The sequence below is a fragment of the Candidatus Bartonella washoeensis Sb944nv genome, from assembly GCF_000278135.1.
GTDB lineage: Bacteria > Pseudomonadota > Alphaproteobacteria > Rhizobiales > Rhizobiaceae > Bartonella > Bartonella washoeensis.
The window spans coordinates 308,023-332,877 of record NZ_JH725024.1; the positions used below are offsets into that span (position 1 = coordinate 308,023).

At 41.2% G+C, this 24,855-nt stretch carries 15 protein-coding genes, 1 tRNA gene and 3 pseudogenes; 6 read left to right on the forward strand and 13 right to left on the reverse strand.

Annotation, left to right across the window (positions count from 1 at the left end):
* Positions 1-26: 26 nt before the first annotated feature.
* Both MCQ_RS05985 and MCQ_RS05990 read right to left on the reverse strand, forming a co-directional pair.
* Positions 27-3,140, reverse strand: coding sequence for an autotransporter outer membrane beta-barrel domain-containing protein (locus MCQ_RS05985; protein WP_006924167.1), 3,114 nt, complete (start codon positions 3,138-3,140; stop codon positions 27-29).
* Between the two features lie 728 nt (positions 3,141-3,868).
* Positions 3,869-9,661, reverse strand: coding sequence for an autotransporter outer membrane beta-barrel domain-containing protein (locus MCQ_RS05990; RefSeq protein ID WP_006924169.1), 5,793 nt, complete (start codon positions 9,659-9,661; stop codon positions 3,869-3,871).
* A 210-nt stretch (positions 9,662-9,871) separates the two neighbouring features.
* Between MCQ_RS05990 and MCQ_RS05995 the strand changes: the two genes are divergently transcribed.
* The 5 genes from MCQ_RS05995 to MCQ_RS06015 all read left to right on the forward strand — a co-directional run bounded on the left by MCQ_RS05995 (position 9,872) and on the right by MCQ_RS06015 (position 13,728).
* A complete protein-coding gene (locus tag MCQ_RS05995; protein WP_006924170.1) occupies positions 9,872-10,804 on the forward strand; it encodes a siderophore ABC transporter substrate-binding protein in 933 nt (310 codons plus the stop codon).
* 108 nt (positions 10,805-10,912) lie between these two features.
* Entirely contained in the window at positions 10,913-11,869 is a 957-nt protein-coding gene (locus tag MCQ_RS06000; RefSeq protein WP_006924171.1) for an ABC transporter permease, read from the forward strand.
* Positions 11,862-12,812 (forward strand): iron chelate uptake ABC transporter family permease subunit, encoded by a 951-nt coding sequence (locus MCQ_RS06005; protein ID WP_006924172.1) that lies wholly within the window; start codon positions 11,862-11,864, stop codon positions 12,810-12,812. Before MCQ_RS06000 ends, MCQ_RS06005 begins: the two co-directional genes overlap by 8 nt.
* Positions 12,809-13,567, forward strand: coding sequence for an iron ABC transporter ATP-binding protein (locus MCQ_RS06010; protein WP_006924173.1), 759 nt, complete (start codon positions 12,809-12,811; stop codon positions 13,565-13,567). Before MCQ_RS06005 ends, MCQ_RS06010 begins: the two co-directional genes overlap by 4 nt.
* Before the next feature lie 87 nt (positions 13,568-13,654).
* Positions 13,655-13,728 (forward strand) — tRNA-Gln (locus MCQ_RS06015).
* 170 nt (positions 13,729-13,898) lie between these two features.
* On the opposite strand, the pseudogene MCQ_RS06020 reads toward MCQ_RS06015, so the two are convergent.
* From MCQ_RS06020 to MCQ_RS06065, 10 genes and pseudogenes are all read right to left on the reverse strand, one after another.
* Positions 13,899-15,369 (reverse strand): annotated as a pseudogene (locus MCQ_RS06020) (replicative DNA helicase).
* Complete coding sequence (locus MCQ_RS06025; protein WP_006924176.1) at positions 15,348-16,238, reverse strand: phage late control D family protein; 891 nt, start codon at positions 16,236-16,238, stop codon at positions 15,348-15,350. Before MCQ_RS06025 ends, MCQ_RS06020 begins: the two are co-directional and overlap by 22 nt.
* Positions 16,235-16,504 carry a hypothetical protein gene (locus MCQ_RS06030; protein WP_006924177.1) on the reverse strand — a complete coding sequence of 90 codons (270 nt, stop codon included), beginning with the start codon at positions 16,502-16,504 and terminating at the stop codon, positions 16,235-16,237. The genes MCQ_RS06025 and MCQ_RS06030 overlap by 4 nt, the downstream gene beginning before the upstream one ends.
* Positions 16,501-17,532: an AAA family ATPase gene (locus tag MCQ_RS06035; RefSeq protein ID WP_006924178.1), complete on the reverse strand. Its 1,032-nt coding sequence runs from the start codon at positions 17,530-17,532 to the stop codon at positions 16,501-16,503. The genes MCQ_RS06030 and MCQ_RS06035 overlap by 4 nt, the downstream gene beginning before the upstream one ends.
* Positions 17,533-17,859: 327 nt before the next feature.
* A pseudogene (locus MCQ_RS09110) lies at positions 17,860-19,832 on the reverse strand (transposase domain-containing protein).
* Entirely contained in the window at positions 19,829-20,287 is a 459-nt protein-coding gene (locus MCQ_RS06045; RefSeq protein ID WP_006924182.1) for a hypothetical protein, read from the reverse strand. Before MCQ_RS06045 ends, MCQ_RS09110 begins: the two are co-directional and overlap by 4 nt.
* Positions 20,284-21,209: pseudogene (locus MCQ_RS09875) on the reverse strand (ParB/RepB/Spo0J family partition protein). Before MCQ_RS09875 ends, MCQ_RS06045 begins: the two are co-directional and overlap by 4 nt.
* Positions 21,209-21,607: a hypothetical protein gene (locus MCQ_RS06060; RefSeq protein WP_006924185.1), complete on the reverse strand. Its 399-nt coding sequence runs from the start codon at positions 21,605-21,607 to the stop codon at positions 21,209-21,211. The pseudogene MCQ_RS09875 and the gene MCQ_RS06060 overlap by 1 nt, the downstream one beginning before the upstream one ends.
* Entirely contained in the window at positions 21,591-21,731 is a 141-nt protein-coding gene (locus MCQ_RS09385; RefSeq protein WP_006924186.1) for a hypothetical protein, read from the reverse strand. The genes MCQ_RS06060 and MCQ_RS09385 overlap by 17 nt, the downstream gene beginning before the upstream one ends.
* A 73-nt stretch (positions 21,732-21,804) precedes the next feature.
* The gene (locus tag MCQ_RS06065) at positions 21,805-22,098 is read right to left on the reverse strand and encodes a helix-turn-helix domain-containing protein (RefSeq protein WP_006924187.1); all 294 of its coding nucleotides are present in this window, start codon (positions 22,096-22,098) and stop codon (positions 21,805-21,807) included.
* A 152-nt stretch (positions 22,099-22,250) separates the two neighbouring features.
* Between MCQ_RS06065 and MCQ_RS06070 the strand changes: the two genes are divergently transcribed.
* Positions 22,251-22,781 carry a helix-turn-helix domain-containing protein gene (locus tag MCQ_RS06070; RefSeq protein WP_006924189.1) on the forward strand — a complete coding sequence of 177 codons (531 nt, stop codon included), beginning with the start codon at positions 22,251-22,253 and terminating at the stop codon, positions 22,779-22,781.
* A 490-nt stretch (positions 22,782-23,271) separates the two neighbouring features.
* On the opposite strand, the gene MCQ_RS06080 is transcribed toward MCQ_RS06070, so the two are convergent.
* Positions 23,272-24,402 carry a metallophosphoesterase gene (locus tag MCQ_RS06080; RefSeq protein ID WP_006924190.1) on the reverse strand — a complete coding sequence of 377 codons (1,131 nt, stop codon included), beginning with the start codon at positions 24,400-24,402 and terminating at the stop codon, positions 23,272-23,274.
* Positions 24,403-24,855 lie beyond the last annotated feature (453 nt).

Sequence of the window (24,855 nt, forward strand, 5' to 3'; positions counted from 1 at the left end):
AGGAATTGATCAAAAATATAATAAAACTAGAAATGATAACGCAGTCCCCCAGAAAAACTGGTTCCAGAAAAACCCGCCTTGGTAAGCTTGTGCTGATAAGAAAGATTACCGTGAAGGACAAACTTTGGAGACAATTGAGCATTAAAGCCTAATCCAGTTTCTAGGGAAGAACCAAAAGCACCCAACTGAAAAGCATCTTTGAAATGTACAAATTGTTTTTCTCCAAAACTATGAGCAAGATGAAACTTGCCATAGAAAGAAATAACACGCGCATCATCGATTGCAGTAAGCGTTTTTGCTAAATACCCACCAATACGCGCCACCCACTGATCAAGTTTTCCCATCTCAATGTCAAATTCATCAATATCACGAACCTTATTAAACTGGAGACGCTGATAAACAACCTGAACCTGCGGATCAAAAACAAAACCTTCATCCCCTATCATCAACGCTTTACCAGCAGTCAAAGAAGCGCTTAGAGGGGCCCCTTTTAATGTTGCCGTCTTACCACGTGCAAGAGTGAGAACATCACCCTTAAAAAAACCATAGGAGAGAAGACCATCCACATAAAAACCTGCATCATGCTGCATACCACCATATGCCGTAACTGACCATTTATCAAATTTACTCTTTTGGCTTTGTTCAACATCTAAAGGCTGCAGAGAAAAGCCCTCATAAGATCCTATCACCCCAAAAGAAGCGGTCCCATATGCATTCTCAATTGTTTGCAGCAAAACACCTGCTTCTAAAGCGTCATAACCAAGATCGCCTCCATAACCATATTCAAGTGCAGAAAGGTTTGAAACATAACGATGACTACCACTATAACCGCGTACAAAAAAGGCAGGGTTTTCATCACTTTTCAACAGTCCTCCAGAAGCAATTCTCAAAGCTGCTAACCGCTTACTTTGATTACCAATATTCATCAAACCTGTATGAAATAAAGCATTTGGTAAAAGCAGATAAGTCGAAACTTGCGGAACAACAGCCTTAACACCTGGTTTAGGACGAGGTTCTGGACTAGGTGCAGGACCAGGAGAAGGTGTAGGACCAGGTTCAGGAGCGGGACCAGGTTCAGGAGCGGGACCAGGTTCAGGAGCGGGACCAGGTTCAGGAGCGGGACCAGGTTCAGGAGCGGGACCAGGTTTAGGACTAATATATTGATTTTCAAGACGAAAATCCCAAAATTCTCCATTGCCCTTGACTAATCTTTGATCGGGATGCGCTTTTCCTAAATCAGACGTTGGACCATAAGCATAAAGCTTATACTTATAAGGCGAATGGCCCAACGCAACATAACCACCGTCTAGTTGAAAAGAATCATGCTCTGCTTTTCCAGAAACCTGAATAATTGAAATACCTTGATTATTTCCACCACTCCCCGTATATCCACCTGGACTTCCTGAAACACCACGCACATGTACTGTTGTTCTTCCAGAAACATCACCATCAATCAAAACACGATCAGTCTGTTGATTATTAAGAGAACCACCAGAATTCAGATATGTATTAAGATAAATATACGCACCATCATCTTGTGCTATATAAGCTTGACCCGATCCTTTTCCAATGCGGAGTGTTTGATACTCGTAAGTCTGAGCAGATTTTAGTTTTTTAAAATTAATAGAACTGCCACCCATAAGGCTTACGAGTGAAAGTGATGAATCACTCGTTAAGTCTCCCGCTCTCTGTTGCAAAATCCATGTCGACCCCGCTCCCATGTAAAGTTTGGCATTGGAATCATCATCGACATAAGAACCACCTATAAGGGTAGAAGCACTCGCTAAAACTTTCACCAAGGCTCCCTTCTCAGCTCTCAATAATGAATGCCCTGAAAGGGTACTTTGCATTAAATTAACAACACCAAATTTAGAGTTGGAACTATAAATAGCTACACCATCCTGAACCGAAAACATCGTTCTTCTTATATTAACAGCCTCCAATTTAGATGTTTTTTCCCCCTCATTTGAATCTTCGTTATTCAAATATTCACTCGACGGCTTTTCTCCCTTAAAATATATACCATGAGCCCCGTTACCCTGCACCGTAACAGAAGAAGATGTAACATTAACCTCAATTACATCAACCTTATCCGATAAGTTTCTAGGTAGCAAAATCGAATTAGGAGTAGCTACAGTATTTTCTGACAAAATGCCATGCGCATTAGTAACATTGATAACCCCCTTAAAATTAATAGGACCACCTAGATCCGTATGCAAAACTGCATGATTCTTGCCTTCGCTACCATTTCCAGTAATCTTAACATCTTCAAGATTCACCTTTCCACCCAATGTCGAAGAAACCCCATGACTGTCCATAAAATCAATTGACCCACCCGCTATCCAAATTTTTGAACGGTCATAACTCAAAATACTTGCCTTCGCATCACGTGTCTTGATGTTTGTATCCTCTAAAAGAAAAAATGAATTCCCTATTGCCTCAACAGCCTTATTAGTCTTCTTAATAATCCCCTTATTCACCTCAATTATCCCATCACTGGCATAAAGAGCTATATTTGTATTCCTGATAATTGGTTGTTTCAAAACAATTTTTCCATCCTTTGATACATCTACACCGTGTGTAAAAGATTTACCAGAAACTCTACTTTTAATAGTTACATTTTCCCCCGTAACTGTCGTACCTATCCCCTTTACTGTTATTGCAGTATTAGAGGGAGAAAAGTTTTTACTCTTAATCCTATAAGATTTATTATCAATTGTGCGGCTCCCGCAACCGTCACACATATAATACAATCCATCATATAACGTAAGTTTCCCACCATTATATTCGACATCAAAACCATTATATTCTCTACGTCGATTAGACCCCCTATCTCCGCTAAGAACATTATGGTTAAACCCACTAAGAGAGGGGCTATTAGGTTTACGCCTACCAATAGAGTTATTAAGATCAAAATTATCAGATCCGCCACTGCTAAGAATTTCGCCAGAAAGAGGACTGAGTCTATTAAGTGAACTAGAGGCAGAGACATTAGATAACACAGGAGCAACCGTGATCTTATAAGGTATTAGCCTAGCCTCCTCTGCATTTGCCCCCTCCCCTACTCCATTTTGGAGTAAAGAAAGAGCAGCCGTTGTGAAAGTACATAAATATACGTGATTTCTAAACACTTTAATCATAGTTCCCTCGAAACTCTTCTTCCCCTCACATTGAAAATAAAAGCACCGGTAAAAATATCCTGATGAGGACCTAAAAACACGAAAAGGTGTAACCAAAAGAACACGTCTACCGCTCATTTAGCTAGCGTGATGAATTATCCAAATAAGCTTGTCTGGAGATCTATGCGCAACACGACGACCACCTAAAAGCGAAACAATTATTTAACGCAACTTTTACGTGTATAATACATTCTGCATTTCGTGTAAAGCAAAAATAAAACCAATGCGTGTATTAATTAAATACACAACCCATTATTTCAATCATTAAAAAATTGACAAAAATATAAGAAAAAAAATGCCTAAATTAGTAAAAAAACAATTCTAGAAAACTGAGCTTTAGTAAGCATTAAACATATGGCAGATAAATCAGATCACCATAAAGTAGAACATTTTAAGATATTATACACGAACACTGGCCTCCCCCACCATTAAAATTTCCAAGAACAAAATCGATTACTGTATCCGTATTATGATCACCAAAATTTTTAAAAATTTCCTTTAGCATAAAAGGAAATGATCCGCTTATCAGCTGCTTTCACACACAAAATAAAAAGAAAGAATACGATAACTTTTGTGTTCATATCAAATAAGAACAATGCGAGAATCTTTTGATAAATCAACATAGCTATAAATCAAAAAGGCAGCACAATGTGCTGCCTTTTACATCAAAGTACATATTGTACCTTATACTAGAACTGATAGCGCAATCCGCCAGAAAAACTGGTTCCAGAGAAACCTGCTTTGGTAAGCTTATGCTGATAAGAAAGATCGCCATGAAGGACAAACTTTGGAGACAACTGAGCATTAAAGCCTATTCCACCTTCTAGCGAAGAACCAAAAGTACCTAACTGGAAAGCATCTTTGAAATGCACTGTTTGTTTTTTTCCAAAACCATGAGAAACATAAAGCTTACCATAGAAGGAAATAGCATTGACTCCCTCTGATCCAGTCCGAGCTTTGGTCAAACGTCCACCAACACGCGCCACCCACTGATCAAGCCCTCCCATCTCAATATCAAAGTTATCAATATCACGAGCCTGATCAAACTGGAGTTGCTGATAAACGACCTGAACTTGTGGATCAAAAATTAAACCTTCATAGCCCATTGCAAATGACTGACCACCAGTCAAGGAAACGCTCAAAGGTTTGCTCTTTAATGTTGCTGTCTTGTCACGCGCAAGGGTAAGAACATCACCTTTCAACAGACCATAGGAGAAAAGACCATCTACATAAAAGCCTGTGTCATGCTGCATACTACCATATGCCGTGGCTGCCCATTTATCAAATGTACTTTCTTGACTAAGTTCAACATCCACGGGTTGCAAAGAAAGTTTACCATAAGTTCCCATAACCCCAAAGGACATAGTACCGTACATACTTTCAATTGTTTGCAACAAAACACCTGCTTCTACAGCGTTATAACCAAGATCACCTCCGTAACCATATTCAAGTGCAGACAGATCTGAGGCATAACGGTAATTGCTACCATAGCCGTGCAAGAATAAAGCAGGGTTTTCATGAACTTCCAACATTCCACTGGAAGTGGCCCGCAGTGTCTCCAATTGCTTATTTTGATTGCTGACATCCATCAAACCAGCTTGGAAAAAGCTATTTGGCAAGAGCAGATAAGTCGGAACTTGCGGTACAACTGATCTGACAGCTGTGCGCACAGGCGATCTACTTTTAGAGACAGTAGAAGTATACGCAGAATCAGTCACTTCAACATATTGATTTTCTAAGCGGAAATTCCAGAATTCTCCACCATCCTTCATAAACTTCTGATTAGAATGGTCTCCAGTCAAAGTGGCTTTTGGAGCGTAAGAACGAAGAGTATATTTGTAAGGAGAATTTTCTAACGCAACATAATCACCACTCAGTTGGAAAGAATCTTTTTCTGCTTTTCCGTAGACCTGAATAATGGAAACACTATGTGCTGTTTTATCACTTCCATTTTTTTCTCCTACACCTCCAGAAACACCTTGCACATGCACTACAGTTTTTCCAAAAACATCGCCATGAATTAAGAGCCTATCGGTTACTTGATTGCCACTCAAATCTCTAGGATTTAAACGCGCATTTAAGTAAATCGAAGCATTACCAGAAGCACTGTAGACAACGCCATTTCCTTTCCCAATGCGAAGAGTCTGGTATTGGTCCTCGTTCGGCGCCTTTACAAATTGAAGGCTACTATTTGCTAAACGCATAGATGAAATACTCCAATCAGAAGTTGAGACTGATTGATGCTCATGTCCGCGTTTTGTTAAAAGCCATTGTGCTCCATTGGACAAATCAATTTTTGCATGAGAACTGCTATCAATGAAAGCACCACCTGCAATTAAAGAGTCATCAACAAAAACTGATAAATCAGAATTATTTTCAGATCTCAATAATAAATCACCAGAGAGATGTGTTTTCTTTTCTACAGAAACAAGACCTCTAGAATTATTACCGTAAATAGCTACATTCTTTGAGACTTCGAAATTAGTTTTTTTCAATGAAACCATCCCTGTCATAGATGTTTTCTCCAATTGCGCTAAAGCACTTGGCTTAACATTCCTTGTTTGCCTAACAGGTTTCCCATTCCTATCCTGATTCTGTCCATCTACTGGTTGTTGGGCCATACCATCAAAATATATACCGTAGGATCTGTCACCATCCACTTTAACAGTAGAAGATTCGATATTAGCGCGATTCAGAGAAGGACGAAGACGAACGTCTGAAGATCTCTTTCTCCTGGACGACCCTACCTCAACGTTCTCACCAACATCTCTCATCCATAAACCATTGCCATCAGTAACAACATTCCCATTGGCGAAATCAACAGAACCACGGTCCCTCAATAAGAAAGCGGCACGCCCAGCGACTTGTGCAGGATTTGACCCAGTCTGTTCTTTTTTTGCAGTAATATTAACTTTGTCTAATGCAACATGCCCTTCCAATTCCGATCTAACGGCCACTCCATCTGTGAGGCTAATAGATCCAGAATCCATTTTTATCTTACCACCGTTACTAGCCAGGCCAGCAATAGCCGAATCTCCACTCAAACTAATTGTGGTACTAGCTAAATCAACAGAAGAATCAGGACCTACCAGAACACCGGCATAATGAGCATTGATCGTCCCATCTGTCATTTTAACCTTTCCACCTCTTTTAGCTTCAAGCCCAATCCGAGAAGACTGAATAGTTGACTGCTTGCTCAAAACAATCTCTGCATTGTCTTCTGCAAGCACAGCACTCACAGGCAATAACTGAGTAAGACCAACGTTATTCGCGTGCTCAGCAACAGCACCAATGATAATCACTCCCTCCACATTAAGAATTGTACCCTTGCTATTTGCATGCACAGAATGCTTAGTGTTATCACTTACCCTTAGTGTATGATCTTTTATCGTATGTGATTTACCATCATTACACGAATAAGAAGCAACCAATTCACTCGCACTATCTCTTGCCACTTTTCCCGTATCATTACACGCAAAACTAACAGCTTGTTCACCATCCGAAACAGCAAGTTGTGGGGATGCAGCTGAGAATATACGTTCTAAAGGTACATCAGTTAGAACAGGTGAGCTGTTAGATACAGAAAAAGGTGCACTAGAGGAAGAAGCAAAAACTATAGATTCAGATGATTCAGATCTCGCAGGTGACGTAATGAGAACACGCCCTCTCGGTCCAGAATTGTCAGGTGAAAAAACTAGATCAGATCCTGTATCTTCAGCTTCCGCAAATTGAAAAGACTCCTGATATTCTGAAGCAGACAAAAAATAACTCTTTGAAGCAGACAACAAATAATTCTCTGAAGCAGACAACAAATAATTCTTAGGAGGTTCCTTATATGCGCTATCAACAGCATTATACCAAGATATAAAAGGACCATAAACAAATTCGCTATCTTCTAAACGAAAATCCCAAAACTCTTTACTATCTTTAAGCAATGTTGCATCAAAAAACACTGCCTGTGGAGGAGTATATGGATAAGCACGAAGAACATACTTATAAGGGGAACCTCCCAATGTAATATACTCACCATTTAACTTGAAAGAATCCTCTCTTGCTTTTCCGTAAACCTGAATCATGGAAATACTCTGAGGAGCATTTCTTGAACTACCGTTTCCTTCTACATCTTTATTTTCTGAAAGATCATGCACATGCACCTTTGTTATCCCAGAAACATTACCGCGAATCAAAAGCCGATCAGTCATTTGACTCACATTAGCAACACCTTCCGTACCTTTAGAACTAAGCTTCACATTGAAATGAATCCAAGAATCACCACTTGCACTGTAGACCTTTTCATCTCCAGATCCAGCTCCAATACGGAGTGTTTGATATTGGTAATCGTCAGATCTTTGAGATTCTGGAAACAAAAATCTAACTGTACTATCCTTAAGATTTAGAGAAGAAATAGAGGAAATAGAAGAATTTAAAGAACCTGAACCAGAAGCCTCCCCATCTCCATGAAGACTTTTTGTTAAAAGCCACTCTGACCTATCCGATAACATAACCTCAGCACGAGAATTTTCTGCAACACGAGCACCACCTACCAGGACAGAACGGTCAGCAATTACCATTATATCAGATTTATTTTCAGATTTTAATAGTAAATCACCAAAAAGAGTTGTGCCATCTTTCAAAAAAACATAACCACTAGAATTACTACTATAAATACCTACACCTTTAGGAACTGTAAAACTAACGCTTTCCAAAAAGACAAACGCTGGCTGTCGCGTAGTAAACGCTGGCTGTTGTGTAATATTTTCTTTCTGCACAATATTTACTGGTCTTATCGAACCTGCCGCTTGCTCTCCATTTTCAATTTCAAGCTTGGAAAAATATATACCCTTAGATCCTTCACCATTTACTGTAAAAATTGAATTCTCGATTCTGGCTCGATTAATGCTAAATTGATTTAAAGTGACGTAATTGTCAAAAAAAGGAAAGCGAAGATCATTGAAATTACTGGGGTATACATCACTAACATATGCAGAACTCCAGGAATGGATAATAGGACCATCTAGAGAACTATCTAGAGAACTATCTAGAAGACTATCTAGAGGACTATCTAGACAATCGTTCTCTGCATCCACCTGAGAATCATCATCCTCTGTTGCTTGAAGATTAATTGCATCACCGCCTGAACGTAAAGTAACAGTTTCACCGCCCCCACTAGAAGGAGTATTTCTATCACCTTGAGAAGAACCCTCAACTGAACCAGCTTGTGAATCAGTTCGGAGAGCATCTGCACCATCTGAAGAGCTTCCAACTCCATGACCGGTAGAAGGGTCACTTACAAGTTGCTCAGAACGACTCTGATCAGCACTAGAAAGCTGCTCCTTTTCTTGAGCACCTCCGGCAACTTCACCCCCACTAGAACCCCATTGAAATGGTGATAAGGAACCTAGCCAACCACCAAACAAACCAGTTGACCTAGCTACCCGACGAGGAGGAAGTGGCTTTTCCACAAGAAAATTCCTCTCATCAGAACTGTAAAGCAACAGACCATCGAAACCAGTAACATGAACAACCCCATTAGATAATTCAACAGCCCCCCCTCTGACTACCGAAAAAGCTGCATTATGAGCGGGAGACGAAGATATACTCTCTTTCTCGCTGCTTTCCGCAGTAACAACCTCTCCCCTTGTCCCAGTAACGGCAACATTGCTTAACTTAACACGCCCCCCATCTTCTGAAACAATCCCCACACCACTTTTAAACTGTATCGAACCAGAATGCATAACTATTTGACCCCCCTCACTCAACAACCCAATCTTCCCCTCATTTCCTGTTTTAATACTTGTACCCTTTAAATAAATAATTGACCCTGTATCAGCAAAAGCACCTATGCCAGCAGCATCAACTGTCCCACCATACATTTCGATCACCCCACCTAGATATGACTCAAGCCCATTAGAAAAAGACTGAATGGTTGACGTTTTGCCTGAAACTGAATTTCCTAAAACAATCGTTCCGCCCTTTCCTACAATTACAGCAGGCACATTGTTGATACTCACTGAATCACCGCCTAGCTCTTCATCATCGCTCAGCTCTTCATCATCGCTCAGCTCTTCATCATCGCTCAGCTCTTCATCATCGCTCAGCCTTTCATTAACAGAAACAGACTTATTAGGAGATCCCAGAATGACGGTCACACCTTTTCCTTCAACTATTGTCTCTGCCGTTTGTGCCGAAACATTACTTCTCCCACTAACGCTAACACCATCAACCTGCACAACTCCTACACTCAAAGCACTCTCACCACTCTCTTTAATTTTAAAAGTATACCCTTCTGGGATGGTGTGCCTTGTACCATCATTACAGGAATAAGGGGAAGTGGTTTCTGTTCCAGTGAGATTATCACATGAGGAAACAACAGCCACAGCATTAGCCCCTTCCCCCATACAAACATCCATACCTTGTAAAAAGAAGAAAAGGCTTGTTGTAACAGCACATAAATGTGTACGATTTTTAAATACGTTAATCATATATCCAACTTTCTAAATATACTTGATAAAAGGACTAGATTGCAAAAGCACTAGAATTGAGTAAAAATGAGGTAATCGATCGATTTTTAACATATGTTAGACAGCTTTACAACATAATGTTTTTTATGAATTTATCATATTGTGCATAAAAATGCCTAAATTAGGTTTTTAACTGAGTAAACCTTTGTAATTAAAGTAAAGGATAAAATGATGATCAAATATTTGAAATGGGTAACTTATGTATTTGTTGTTGCAATGAGCTTTGCAACCTTTTTATTGACAAATGCAAATGCAGCAAATGTGACCATTAATCACGTTTCAGGTACCACGACTGTTTCCACCTCTCCGCGAAAAGTTATCGTGTTTGACCTTGCATCGCTTGATAATATGAACCGCCTTGGAATCGAAGCAGTTGTCGGTGTTCCTGAAGGAAAAAAACCGATGTATTTGCAACAATTTGATGATGCAAAATACGAAAAAATTGGTACACTTTTTGAACCTAATTATGAAAAAATTGCCGCCATTCAACCCGATCTCATTATCATTTCCTCGCGTACTCAAGCAAAATATGAAGATTTGTCTAAAATAGCTCCAACTATTGACCTAACAGTAGGGAATGAAAACTCTCTTAAAGATATTGAACGTAATGTGTCTACTCTTGGAAAAATCTTTGGTAAAGAAAAGGAAGCTGAAGAGCAAATTGCAAAACTCAAAGAAAATTTAGCAGAAGTTCGTAAAAACACTCAAGGGAAAGGTACAGGGCTTATACTTATGACTTCTGGCGGAAAGATAAGCGCCTTGGGTCCTCATTCACGTTTTGATATTTTCCATTCAACATTTGGAATTGCTCCCGCAACCGATAAACTAACCGTGCAAAAGCATGGACAACTTATTTCCCCTGAATTTATTCTAGAAACCAATCCTGACTGGTTATTGGTCATTGACCGCGATGCAGCAATTGGCCGAGAAGGACAATCCGCAGCACAATTGCTCGACAATGAACTTGTTCAACGCACAAAAGCTGGAAAACAAAACCAAATTATTTATCTGGATTCTTGGAGCTGGTATAGAGCAAGTGGTGGTCTGACTGGGCTTAATGAAACAGCTCAACAACTCAACAATGCCTTTACAAAGAGCAAATAAGCAAAAAAATAATTTACTTGTCATAAAATCAATCATAAAATAAAGTTTTAAGAGCAGAAGTTGTTTATAAAAAACCTCTGCTCTTTTTTCGTTAGGAAATAATTTAACGTGAAAAATTATTGGATAGCCATAATAATTCTCTCCTTGCTATCTATCTTCAGCATTTTTGTTGGTTATTCTGATGTCACACCCTCTGATCTATTATCAGGTGATCCACATGCTTGGCTTATCTTCTGGCAAACACGTCTTCCTCGTACAGTTGCAGTGCTTTTAGTAGGACCAGCACTTGCACTCTCGGGCATGATTATGCAATTGCTTGCACGCAATCGTTTTGTGGAACCATCAACAGCAGGAACCGTTGAATCCGCCTCTCTTGGAATTCTTTTTGTCATGATTTTCCTACCCAATATACCTGTTTTAGGAAAAATGCTCATCACTACAATTTTTGCTATGGCTGGCGCACTCCTTTTTATGCTTTTATTACGCCAGATTCCTCTAAAATCTGCTCTTATTGTGCCACTCACAGGAATTATGTTGGGGTATGTCATTGGCTCCTTAACCAATGCTATTGCTGATCATGAAATGCTTCTTCCCTCTCTTCAAGCCTATTTATTTGGTAGTTTTGCAATGATTCTTGATGGAAAATACGAGCTCTTGTGGTTATCTCTTCCCCTGTGTACCCTTGCCTATTTCACCGCTGATCGCTTTACAGTAGCCGGTCTGGGAGAAAACTTAACCAATAATCTTGGACTTAATTATCGTAACGTTATGTTTTTGGGTCTTTTTATTGTCTCATTAATCACCGCCGTTGTAGTCTGTACAATCGGGCGCGTTCCTTTCGTTGGACTTATTATTCCAAACATTGTTTCCAATTTCATGGGCGATAATATGCGCCATACCGCTCCTTGGGTAGCAATCAATGGTGCAGGACTGGTATTAATCTGTGACATCTTAGGACGAATAATTCATCCTTCTCTTGAAATCCCCATCAGTACTATGATGGGAGTTATTGGGAGCTTTATCTTTATTATTCTGCTTTTACGCTGGAGAAAGCGTTTTGGATAAAAAGAAAGCAACAACGCTTGTACTGACAACGCTTATCGTAAGTGCATGCATCGTAATCAGTCTTTATATGACGTGGAATATCAACATTTATACGTGGACATTCCGTCTAACCAAACTTGTTTCTCTTCTTCTCATTGCCTATACAATGAGCGTTTCTACCGTTTTATTTCAAACAATCGTCAATAATCGTCTTCTTACGCCTTCTATTATGGGGTTTGATCAACTTTATATTTTAATAAAAACCATCACGATTTATTTTCTTGGCTCTCTTTCCTTGCCTTTTTTAAATGCAGAAGGACAATTCGTTCTTGAGGCTTTTATTCTCATTATCTTTTCAATAAGCCTTTTTCGCTGGCTATTTTCAGGGAGCCTCAAAGGGCTTCATTTAACCCTCTTGATTGGAGTTGTTTTAGGTGGCTTTTTTTTCAGTTTACGCATGTTCATGCAGTTACAATTGAATCCAGACCAAATGATGAATTTAACGGACATTATGTTTGCAAACTTTAATAAATTCAATACGTCATTAATAAGCTTTGCCACAATTATTGTCTTCATTGTAAGTCTGATTGCCTGGCGTTCACGTTATCTGCTTGATATTCTTGCACTCGGACGCGAGAACGCTCTCAATCTTGGAGTTGATTACCATAAAAGCGTTACAGCTATTCTTATTTTTGTTTCCATTCTCGTATCCATTTCCACATCACTTGTAGGACCTGTTACCTTCTTTGGGCTATTAGTTGCTAACCTTTCTTATGAACTTTCTCCACAAGCAAAACATAGTGTTGTTGTTCCAATTGCGATATTATTATCTATTATCTGTTTGGTTGGTGGACAATTTATTCTAGAGCAAATTTTCAATATGGCCGGACGCTTGAGTTTTATTATTGAATTTTGTGGTGGAACCACTTTTTTAATTTTACTGATGAAGGGAAAACTAAAATGATTGAAATCAATCATCTCTCCAAATCTTATGGAGCTAGATTGATTATTGATAATTTATCTCTTCATCTTCCAAAAGGAGGAATTATTTCTCTCATTGGCCCCAATGGTTCTGGAAAATCAACTCTTTTAATGATGATAAGACGTCTTTTACCAAGTAATAAAGGCACAATTAACATCGACGGTTTTGATATTGATACAATGCCCCACGATATTTTGGCACAAAAACTTTCAATCCTGCGTCAAGATAATCCTTTATCCTTTCGCCTAACCGTATACGATTTAGTCAGTTTTGGACGCTATCCTTACTCTAAAGGTTGGTATAACAACGAAGATAAACAATATATTGACAGCGCACTCCGATATCTCGGTTTACAAGATTTAAAAAATCGCTTTTTAGATGAACTGTCTGGTGGACAGCGTCAAAGAGCTTTTATCGCGATGGTCATCTGTCAAGATACCGATTACCTTCTGTTAGACGAACCATTGAACAATCTTGACATGAAACATTCCGTTTCCATGATGAAGCAATTACGTCGCACAGCAGATGAGCTCAAAAAAACCATTCTCATTGTCATGCATGATATCAATTTTGCATCATCCTATTCGGATATGATCGTTGCATTGAAAAATGGTAAAGCAGCTTATTGTGGAACACCACAAGAAATTATGCAACCAGAAATTCTTAAAGACATTTATGACATAGACATTCAGATCCAAACAATCCATGGTGTACCAATCGCCCTTTATTATCAATGAGTTCCTCTTATTATGAAGAACAACTAAAATTCTTTTTTAAACTTGCGTGCTGTGCAAAATCTGCTAAAAGTGACGAAATCTGCTCACTGGGGAATAGTTTAATGGTAGAACAGCGGACTCTGACTCCGTCAATCTTGGTTCGAATCCAGGTTCCCCAGCCAATCTCAGTGTAGCTGTAGCTTTGTAGCTTGCCACTAGGTTTTGTATATTTTGACAGCAGGTTTTGTACCAATTTATTTTTTCTCAAAGAGTTTTAAAGGTGTTCTCAAAGGGTCTTCAAAGACCTTTCAAAGATCATTTAAAGCCCCTTTCATGAGTCTTTTTTCTTCTCCTATTTTTCCAGATCACTAAAGCGTGTAAAGTCGGATTGAAATGCAAGGGAGACGATTCCTGTGGGACCATGGCGTTGTTTTGCTATAATAACCTCAGCTTTACCCTTGGCTTGCTCCATCGCCTCTTGCCATTTGCTATACTCAGGAGTGCCTTCTTTGGGTTCTTCATTTTTGAGATAATATTCTTCACGATAAACGAACAGAACAATGTCGGCATCTTGCTCGATTGAACCAGACTCACGTAAATCGGAGAGTTGTGGACGTTTATCGGTTCGGTTTTCAACTTGACGCGAAAGTTGTGACAGAGCAATGATGGGAATATTGAGTTCTTTTGCCAGTGCTTTTAATCCGGTGGTAATAGCTGTAATTTCTTGAACGCGATTTTCTAATGAACGCTTTGAACCGCTTGTCATGAGTTGGATATAATCGATAATCAAGACATCTAGACCATGTTGTCGTTTAAGACGCCTTGCACGGGCAGCCAATTGTGCAAGGGATACACCACCCGTTTGATCAATATAAAGAGGGATTTTTTGTAAGGAACGCATTGCGTAAATGATGTTGGTAAATTGCTTTTCTGAGATATTACCACGACGCATATCAGAAGAAGAAACCTTTATTTGTTCTGAGATAATACGAGTTGCAAGCTGTTCAGATGACATTTCAAGTGAGAAGAAACCTACAATGCCCCCTTCATTGGCTTGGCTGTTATCATGACGCTTGCAAGCATTAGCAATATTAAAAGCAATATTGGTCGCCAGAGAGGTTTTCCCCATCCCAGGGCGACCAGCTATGATAATCAAATCGGATAGCTGTAGCCCCCCATTTTTTCATCAAGGGTTTTGATATGGGTAGCGATCCCAGAAAGCTGTGAGGTACGCTTTTTTGCAGCGCTTGCCATGTTAAGTGCTTTTGCAATGGCTGTATCAAAGTTTTCAAATCCACCTCCATATTTCCCTTTTTCGGCGAGCTCAAATAACTGATTTTCAATCGTTTCAATTTGTTGGGAAGGTGTAAGTTCTAGAGGCGCATCAAAAGCTGTATTGGCAACTTCATTGCCAAGATTAATCAAAGACCGGCGGATAAAAAGATCATAAATAACACGTCCATAATCTTCAGCGTTAATAATAGTGACTGCCTCTGTGGCTAAGCGAACAACATACTGGTATACAGTAATATCTCCAATTTTTTCTTCCATTTGGATATAGGGCTTAAGTGTAATTGGGTTTGCAAGATGACCCTTTTGAATAATTTGTAAGACAATCTCAAAGATCTTTTGATGTAGAGTTTCAAAAAAATGCTCTGCTTTGAGAAAGTCTGAAACACGATCGAATCATCATTATTAATCAGGATTGCTCCAAGTAATGCCTGTTCAGCTTCAATATTATGGGAAAGTTGACGAAAAGAAGCAGGCAAATCACCCCTTTGATTTTCTGTTTCCCAGCATTCTACGAAGTTGACTTTTTCCATGGCTCTTTTCCCTTGTCTGGTGCTTCTAGAGTGATTTCTGTGGTGTATCCGCTTTGTTTCTCATAGCGATGGGTGACGCTTTGGGCTTTCCATGGTCCATCGATTTCACTGCGGAACCCTTGAAGAAGCAGCGGTTGATCCGCCATGATTTCGGGGCGCCCTTCAAGGGACAAAGAGCCACTGCCCACAGCACGACACAGCCGGTCTGATTCTGAGGCGGCAGCAGCCAGTGCCTCTTCCTTACAAGTGTAGCAACAACGCAGACGGCGTACGGGACCGGTAAAACCTGTCTGATGTTTGACTTGCCATTGTTGCCCTTGTGAACGATCAAAATAACAGGCTTCAATGGTGCCATATTGCGTACGCGGCTCAAAAGTAAATTCCCAGCTCGAACAGTCATGCTTATGGATTGCTAATGCCGATAAGTTCTCTCCACTTAAAAATAAAAACTTATTGTCTTTGATGAAAAAACGTGCCTGCATGCGCTCAGCAAGGCGCGTTAAAAAATCAACAGCCGATTGATCCGTACGAATCACATAAGGGAGAGTTTGTTGAGTGAACTGGGGGCTTATCTTTGCTTGATAGCCATGGCGTTTGGCTAAGGTTTCCACAATCTCGCCAACAGTTTTACCATCAAAATGTTCACTTGTTTGTTCTTTGAGTTCTTTACGCATCGAGGCGCTTTTGCCACAAAGGCGCAAAAGTTCATGCCCTAAAATGTGGTTATAGCCCGCCAAGCGGCGCAAATAATCATTCAATTCTCGAACATCTTTCGCACTCAGAAAAACACCTTCTACTTCATGTTTTAACAAGGCAGAGCGCAAAGCAACCAAGCAATCTCTCACCATATAAGGGTTCCGTTCCATCATTTTCCGCCTCCAAAATCCATATGAATAACTGTTCCTGTCTCATCCCTCTTCGAATGAGAAACTTTGCAACGTGGCAAAGCTTCCACAGCTTGGCCCTCCAAAATCGCCTCTGCTTCGCTTAAGCGGTGAATACTCAATTCCAATTCAAGCGATAACGCTAAATCCACACAGAGTTTAAGCTGTTCTCCAATCTCAAAACCGCGTTGATAATCGTCATAAAGACCAACAAGCGTATTGGATAATTCTTTGTCGCATAAAGGGATCATGCCAATTCCTCCACGTCACGGTTTTTCCATGCCGCTTTGACATGTTTCAGTGTTACCTCACATCCATCCCCAAGCGCTGCCATGCGTGCCAACATCATGGTTTTGTCAATTTGCCGCAAAGCACCAGCCTTTAAGCCAATCCCTGTCAGAAACTTTATCGCACCAACATCTTCAATCCCCCAATCATGGATACGGGCGGCAATATCTTCACTATAGGGTTTGCGGCGTTTCAGGTGCATCGCCAAACGGCTTTTAATTTGCGCATAAGAGGGACCATTTTGACGATGAACCAAACGCCCAGAGATCTCATCATTTCCAACCAAAGCTAACCCTGTGCCATTAATATCAACAAAATGGCGCAACTGATTAATTGCTTCATCCGTTAAATTTTGCGCCTCATCAACAATCAACAGCGTGCCTGAACCCACCCGCTCTAATTTTTTACCAATCGCACGCGTTAAGCGGGTGGGATTATATTCCACCACTTCCAATTCTGCCGCCATATCATTCAAAATACCATGAACACTGCGCGTATGCGGGCTTGCTGTCACCAAATAAACATGCGGGCGCGTTGCACGATAATGGCGGCAGGTTTCCGTCTTGCCACTACCTGCATCAAGCGTAATCATCACCATATCACCAGTACTTTGCGCCAGTGTTAAAGTGTCAATGATCTCACTGGCAATACGATTCCTCTGAAAGGCTGGCTTTTCAGGGATCTTCTCCAAAAACCCCGCCGTTTCTTTTAAAACCTCAACCCATTGTTGAACCTTCGCATTCTGCTTACCCAATTGCCCCGCATAACTGCCCGCATACCATTGCGAAAACGTCCCATCCGGCATCCCTATGCGCCGCGCCACCTCTGCTTTCGACCAATCATTCATTTGCCCCAAAGCTCTGACCGCATCCACAAGCTCATTCCATAAAGCAATGTCATCACTGTTGCGGTTTTGTGCTGTTCCACTGGGCTGGATTTTAGGTCGCGCCCAAGTATTTTTATCGACCGTTGCATTTATCGCGTTTTTCATCTATAATCTCCCTCTCGTATTGATCTAGATTCTTATGGATTTTAGACTATTGAATGGGTAGGCTCCCACCTACCCATTTTTTGTCACTCTAAAGCCGTACGCGATACTCAACCGGCTTCCTTACAAATCTCCCCCCTGCTCCTTTTCACTCAAAGGGGAAACTTAAATCACTTGATACTCCTCACCCAATGAGGCAGAGACGCATAAAACTGGATTGTATTGATTTGAAAATTGAAATGGATAAGACTTCTCCCCCCTTTCTTTGTTCATTCTTCAACCCCGCACATGGACCTCAACCAGTTCCCTTAAATCCCCCCTCTCCTTTTCCTATTGCTTAGGAAACTTTATCACTTCACGCCCCTCATCAGACGCTGAAAGTTTTCTCAAAGCTTTGTGCAAATGATGGCTAAATTCTTCCTCCCCCAAAGCCTCATCATCAGCTTGCAAAGCTAAATTGCCCACATTGTTTGGAACCAATCTCGTAACCTTTGGCTTTATCGCAGCCTTGGATGTTAACTTTTCATCCTTTCGTTCAACTCGGGTATAAACATCTGCCAATTGATCAGGCGCAAGCTTTGCTGCTAGCTGTTTTTCTGCTTTAACAGCCTTCACATACTCTTTACGCAAACGCCCATTGAGACGTGCCGCCTGCTGGTCTAAAAACCCACATCAGAAAGGCATGGTGCCAAACAAATCAACCGATTATGCAAATCATAAACCCGCAAATCCTGATGCAAATGATCCGGATCAAAGCGTACAATCACCTTTTGCCCCGCATACTCATTCAATGCCCGCGCCCAATAACGATTGCCATAAAAATGAATCTCGCCCGTCCCCTTTTGCGCACGCAACGCTTCAGATGTTAAAAGCCATAAAGCCCGTTGTGCCGCCGTTGCTTGCCGAATAATCGTCCCCTCGGCTTGCAAGCTTTCTGCAAAGATCTCATCAAACTACGCCCCGCACAATTCAGCGCCTTGCGCCCTGTTTGCGCATTGTGCGCACAAATTTGCGCACCAACATGGGCTTTAAACTCTTCAAATCCTATGGCGCTTGCCATAATCTTCAGGCTTGGCATCCGGCTTATTGCCCGTATATGCCCCCGCACAAAAAGGATGTTTCGAAATCGCTTCTGCTAAATCACGCCATGCCCGCTCAATCGGTTTAGACTGTCCGCTATAAGGTGTGGTCCATTGCAATTGCACTCCCAAGCTCGTCAAAAGCCCCTGCGGATCATCCGGCTTAATTTTAAAACGAAAGCGGTTTTGCACTCCCCCAGAAATCCACTTGCTGGTAAAGGCACGCCCATTATCCAAAGTCATTCGCTCCGGTATTCCATAAGCCTCCACCATATCCCCAATCACCAAACGCACGATTTCCCAAGTCTCGGCATCAGACAAGCGCCATGATAAAATCTTGCCCGAATAAAGATCTTGAATAGCTATCAAATAAAGCCGCACAGGCTTCTCCGCCCAAGGAACGCTCACAAAAACATCAAGCTTATGCCCATCCATATTCACCGCTTGCAAAGCATGCAGGTTTGAGCAATCACGCCGTTGTGCCGGATAAAGCTTTTTTGCCTTTTCTTCTCCCTCACGCGCCAAAACCACAACCGCTTTGGAAACTTGCGCATTAAAACGACGCCGCAAAGCCCGCTCTGAAGGAATTGGCTCCCAACCCCGTTCTTGTGCAACCGCTAGCATCCGCCGATAACACGCCGAAAAAGCAGGGTGAGAGGGGCGCAAATAATCCGAACAAAAAACCTCCCATGCCCCCTCATGACACGGCGCAAATTGCGAAACATTCTCCTCACCATAGGAAGGCGCTAAGGCTGCCAACCAATCAGGGCGCTCATATCCTTCAACCATCTGCCGCCAATTAAACAGCGACATCCGGCTCACACCAAATTGCACCGCAGTGCTTGTTGCCGCATCATGCACGCCTAGACCGCCATGGATCAAATCATTCATAAAACAAAGTGCCTTCAAACGCTCTTCACAACGCCTTTTATGCGCCTTTGAAAGCCCCTCATAACGCACCCAAATGCTTGTCTTTTGCTCCCCTTGCGTTTGTTTTGCATCAACACCCACTCCATATCGCACCAACAATGCCGCCTTTGCCCCCTCCGGCAATAACGAGATGTGATACTCCCAAACCGGCTTGGTTTTGCCTAATGTTTGGCGAAACAATTGTGTATTCAAACGCCATTTCTTAAGCGCAAGATTGTTGAGACCGATCTTTGTTTTCGGCAACCCTGGCAAAGCTGCCTCAGCCAATTCAGCAATACTAAACCATTCCTTCATGGCTGCCCCCTTTTAATGCGAACCGGCGTTGCGCGCATGGCTTTCAATCGCGCCGCAATCTCCCGCTGTTCCTGCTGAAGCCTGGCAATCTCTGCTAACCGCGCCTCATCCCCTTGCAACAACAACAATCCATCTTCACTCACCACCTCATCCCAGAGCCAAAATGCCTCTGTCGCCCGCACAAATGCCTTAAACCGCGGCAGGGAAATATCCACCTGCTTACTTTCCGCAACATAAGCATCCAAACTTGCCTTGCTTAAACACCCAATCCCTAAATAATGCGCCATACGCTCCGCAATCACACTGCGCTCAACCCGGCATTCACGCAAAGCCTTAGCCATGGCACGCTTCATGCGTGAGCGAAACCGAACCAAATCAATCTGCGCAACCGGTTCACGGCAGGGAAAAACCGGCTTTTGGAAAAAATCAAGCTGCCCGCAACCATGCCTCTTCATGACACCACCTCCACCGGTTGCTTTTCCAAATACGCACAAAACCGCTCCCGCGTTTGCACATCTGCCCTCTGCCACACCCCTAATAACTGCGCAAAAATCCGTTCCTGTTCATTGATTTGCGGTGGCGTATTAATCCCATTGACCAAATCAACAGCCCGCCGTAAATCCCCCTCAACCTGTTGCAAAGCAACCGCCACCCGCCGTTGCGCAACCGGCTCCATCTTCGCCAACTTTAACAATTGCGCTTGATTGTCCGCCAATGCCGTCCCACGCAAAACCGCCCGCAACTCCGGCTGTAAATGCTGGGCAATGCGGTTGAGGAGTTTCACTGACTCCTTAGACAAACCAATCCTATCGGCAACATGTGTGGCAAAGGGTAAACTTTACCCTTTGCCACTTTGTCCCCTTCACACGCGATTTCATTGTGATCTGAAGTTGCATTGCTGTCCCTTTGAGCAATAGGGTCAACTTGACCCAATTGCTCACAATGTGCATCACCACCGATCAAAGGGTAAAGTTTACCCTTTGATTTTCTGTCGCCACCAACCTTAATTTCCCCATACTTCTTTTCCCACAATTCGCGATAAGTCTGGACAAACAAGGCACGGTCAATCACTGACAATTCATTGCGAAACAGATTTTCCGCCACTTCTAAAAGCGCGGCATTATCCTTATCAGCTTGCACAACAACGGCATCAATATAGCTATAGCCCAAAAGCTCAGCAGCACGCAGCCGGTGAGCACCAGCTATAAGTGTGTAATTGCCCTCTTTAGCATTGGGAGTATGGCGCACGGTAATCGGATTCATCAATCCCTCCCGCGCCATCGATTGCGCAAGTGCCTTGGCATGTTCATCATCCACAGGACGAATGCGCTCCGGCACAACAATCACATCAAGAGCAAGCTTTTGAAACTGTGCCATCACGCCGCCGCCTTTCTGATCTCTTTAAAAAACAAATCCATCGCACGCCCTGCCCATTTTTGGTAAGCTTTGGCAAAAACAGGTTCCATTAACCGCCGGTTAATCACCTGCAGAGACAGAGAAATAGAAGTCCGCTGCCGTGCTTGTATGGCAACAATACGCCGCCGTGGCACCTCAAACTGATAATGCAAAATATGAATAACAATCTGCCGTGCTAACGCCGCATCAAATAAGCCACGCGGAGGGTCAATAATATACCGGATTGGCAGATGCTTAAATCCACCACTCACGGCTTTTAAAGAACAGGAAAGCATCACCTGTAAACGTTCAACTTCTGAATAAGGATTAACGATATCGCTTCTGACATCTGGGGTCCATAAATTACAAGCAGCAACCATAACGCCCCCCTATAAAAACAATATGACCACCCCCTAATCGCCAAAACCAATCCATCCAAACGGCTGCCTGACGACACAACTCTATGCAATTTATCTTGCCCATTTCGTATTGATCTTTAGACATTGATAAACCTTTTTATCTTATGGTATTTAAATTCATGGCAAATGCGCAAAAACGCAAAGCCGTGTAACGAAGTTTAAGCAGCGTTACCACGCAAAGCGGAATGCTTTATCGAATCCGTATTGGCATGTTTTGCTGCTTTGAAAATGCGACGGCGACTTTTGGGGTAGCGGTCGTAGAAAACCTGCTCGACGGGCAAACCGATAAAATCGGCAATAGCGCGTTCGGCTTTCTCGTTAGACCGAGTCCAGATATGTTGAACACTGGATGACGGTAGTTGATAAGCTTTCGCGAGCTCCGCCAAGGTCATATTACGGCGGCGTAGCTCGGCTAAAATACTATGGCGATCCCATTTTTGTGTGAGAGTCATAAACTTCGCTCCTGCTTTAAACGGATGCTCCCACATCCGTTTTTTGTGGGGTTAATTGTAAAATATCTGCCCTTCATTTAGGGCTGTAATTAGAGATATAATGCCAAATTCGGCTTTTGTAAATACCGAAAAAGCATTTGGAGTGATTTTTTTTGGCACGCCCTGAAAAAGAACCACAAACAGAACTGGCAAAACGGTTACGTGAAATACGGCACGCGCTTGGTTTCACAGAGCGCAAACAATTTGCTAAACATTTTGATATACCCGAAACGACTATGCGCAATTATGAAACGGGGTTACAAGACCCCCCTGCATCTATAATGCGAATATACAAGAATCGTTGTGGAATATCCTTAGATTGGCTCGTTACGGGTGAAGGTGAGATGTTTAGTGACATGGCAAAAGCGAAAGCAGCGGGTTTTAAAGCACCCACCATTCCTGCTGGTCTCATGAAAAAACTCGGTCGCATAGCTTATACAACCTATCGCGATGCAAATATAAAACTCCCCCCTGAAGATATAGCGGAACTCGCGGCGGAACTTTATGGAAAACTGCAAGAGCATGTTCAAGACATCAACGATACGGAAGAAATAGAGCTTACCTTGCCTCTTCTAAAATTGCATTTAAAGCGTCAAATAGAAGCTGAAAGAGTACATCTAGAAGCTACACAAGATACGGCTTAATGCCCCTTTAATATGAAAAATCAATATGAAAATCTTTTTACATTAGGAAATTAATATAACTAATTGATTTATAGTTATATATTGCCTCTAAAAATAGATAATCACCAATAGGTGAAAATCTTTTTTGTTTTTTTGGTTATTTTTGGCTGATTTTGGAGTGAGCTTCACAATTCACCGAATTTTTTTCACAGGGTCTTCAAAGGCGGTTTTCTGGGCTTTCACAGACCTTTTAAAATTTTTCACAGGGTTTTCAAAGACCTTTCAAAGCCTTCTCTCATTTTTACCTTTGAAACGCACTTTTTCTGATTTTCACTCTTTTTCGCAATTTTAGGTGTCAAAATACAATTTTACAAAACGCACATTGAATGGTAAAAAATATCCATAAAAACAACAAATTACCACGTATTCCTACCTAATCCCACCTCTTCCCACTTAGTATAAAACCTAGTGTCAAATTACATCCTTTAAAATAAAAAGGGGGAAAATTCCATTATAACTGGCTACAACTGACAGAAAATTGTGTATCTCTCCCTATAATACCGAGATCTTTGATTAAAAGCGGTTTTCCGATCTCTCCATTATAGGCTTTAACGTGAATAGTTTTCCCCTTCACATCTATGAGATAATAATCTCCATTGAAAAGTGCACCAGCTGTATAGACAGGAATATTTCCAAAAACCTTATCATTTTTTGCTCGGCAATAGGATTGATAATGTGTGTGCCCTACAAATATTGCTTTAACATTATGAGAAGTGATGATTGACTTAAACACTGACAAATCTTTAGCGTTCTTTTTACGAATAAAAAAGGACTCGCCATCAATGGAAGCTGCACGAGCATCATGAAAATTAATGATTGTAACTTTACCTCTTGCGTCAGCAGCAGCTAAATCGTTCTTAAGCCAATCCAAAGACTTATTGATTTGCACCTCCATGGACTGTCCTATCAAACGAACCGTATAGCTTGGGTAATTATGAAGCTGCACATAGTGCACATCTCCATAATCCCAAGAATAACTCAAACTCCCCCTTATTGAGCGAATATTTCCACGCGAAATGGGAACTAAACTTTCAGTAACATCTGCATTGAAATGCAATAATTGACTACGGTATTTTTTAATTTCCGACACCATTCTTGAAACTGCACTTATAGCACAAGCATCTTTATAAAAATTGAATTCTTGAGGATTTGTACAATTACCAACATTATTGGCATAATCATGATTCCCTAGCCCCTCATAGACAGGCGCTCCAAGGGTTTTATAAACATTTTTATAATCGTCATAGTTTTTTTGTTGGCCAAATTCTGTCAGATCGCCATTGACAATATGGAACGCAGCTTTGTGGGCTTTTATCACACTGGCAACCTGTTCATTTATCTTTAACCACGGCTCCCTGTTTGACATTCCATTGGCATCACCAGAGTTTAAACGCCACGGTTGCGGATCAGCCATGATGATAGCAGTATAATCTTTTGCACGAGACTTCTCTTTCATAGACCAATCCATGAATGCATCATGGTAAAGCCTCTCGTCGTTTTTTATCTTTTCAGAATCAAGATTAAAACAACCAGAGAGAATAAAAGCAATTACAGTGACTATCAATTCAACTTTATATTTCATAATATTTCATAAACTTATCACCAAAAAAACATTGCGTATTTTATTGATTATAAAAAATTTCTGAAAAACAATTTTTTAAATTTTCTTGTCAATAATGTGTCAAATCAAAATAATGAAAGCAATTATTATTCCAATGAAAATGTGATTTGATGCTATCAAAGCAACATTTATTTCAAACCTTCAACTTCAAGCATCTTATTGGTTGAAATTTATGAGCTTGAGCTACGCCTCTCTCAAATACCATCGATACATCAATCGTTTACCAGAAAGCAGCCCCTTATCAGAAACCTAACAGGGTTAGTTGTTATAAAATATTCCAAACAGAAGAAAAAAACTATTGCGTTATATTTGATCATCCAGCACCTGTAGGGATTAAAGTCAAACACACTCAAGAATCTTATGATTAATAATTTAGAAATAATCAAAAATGCTCGCAACATTGGTAAGTATTGC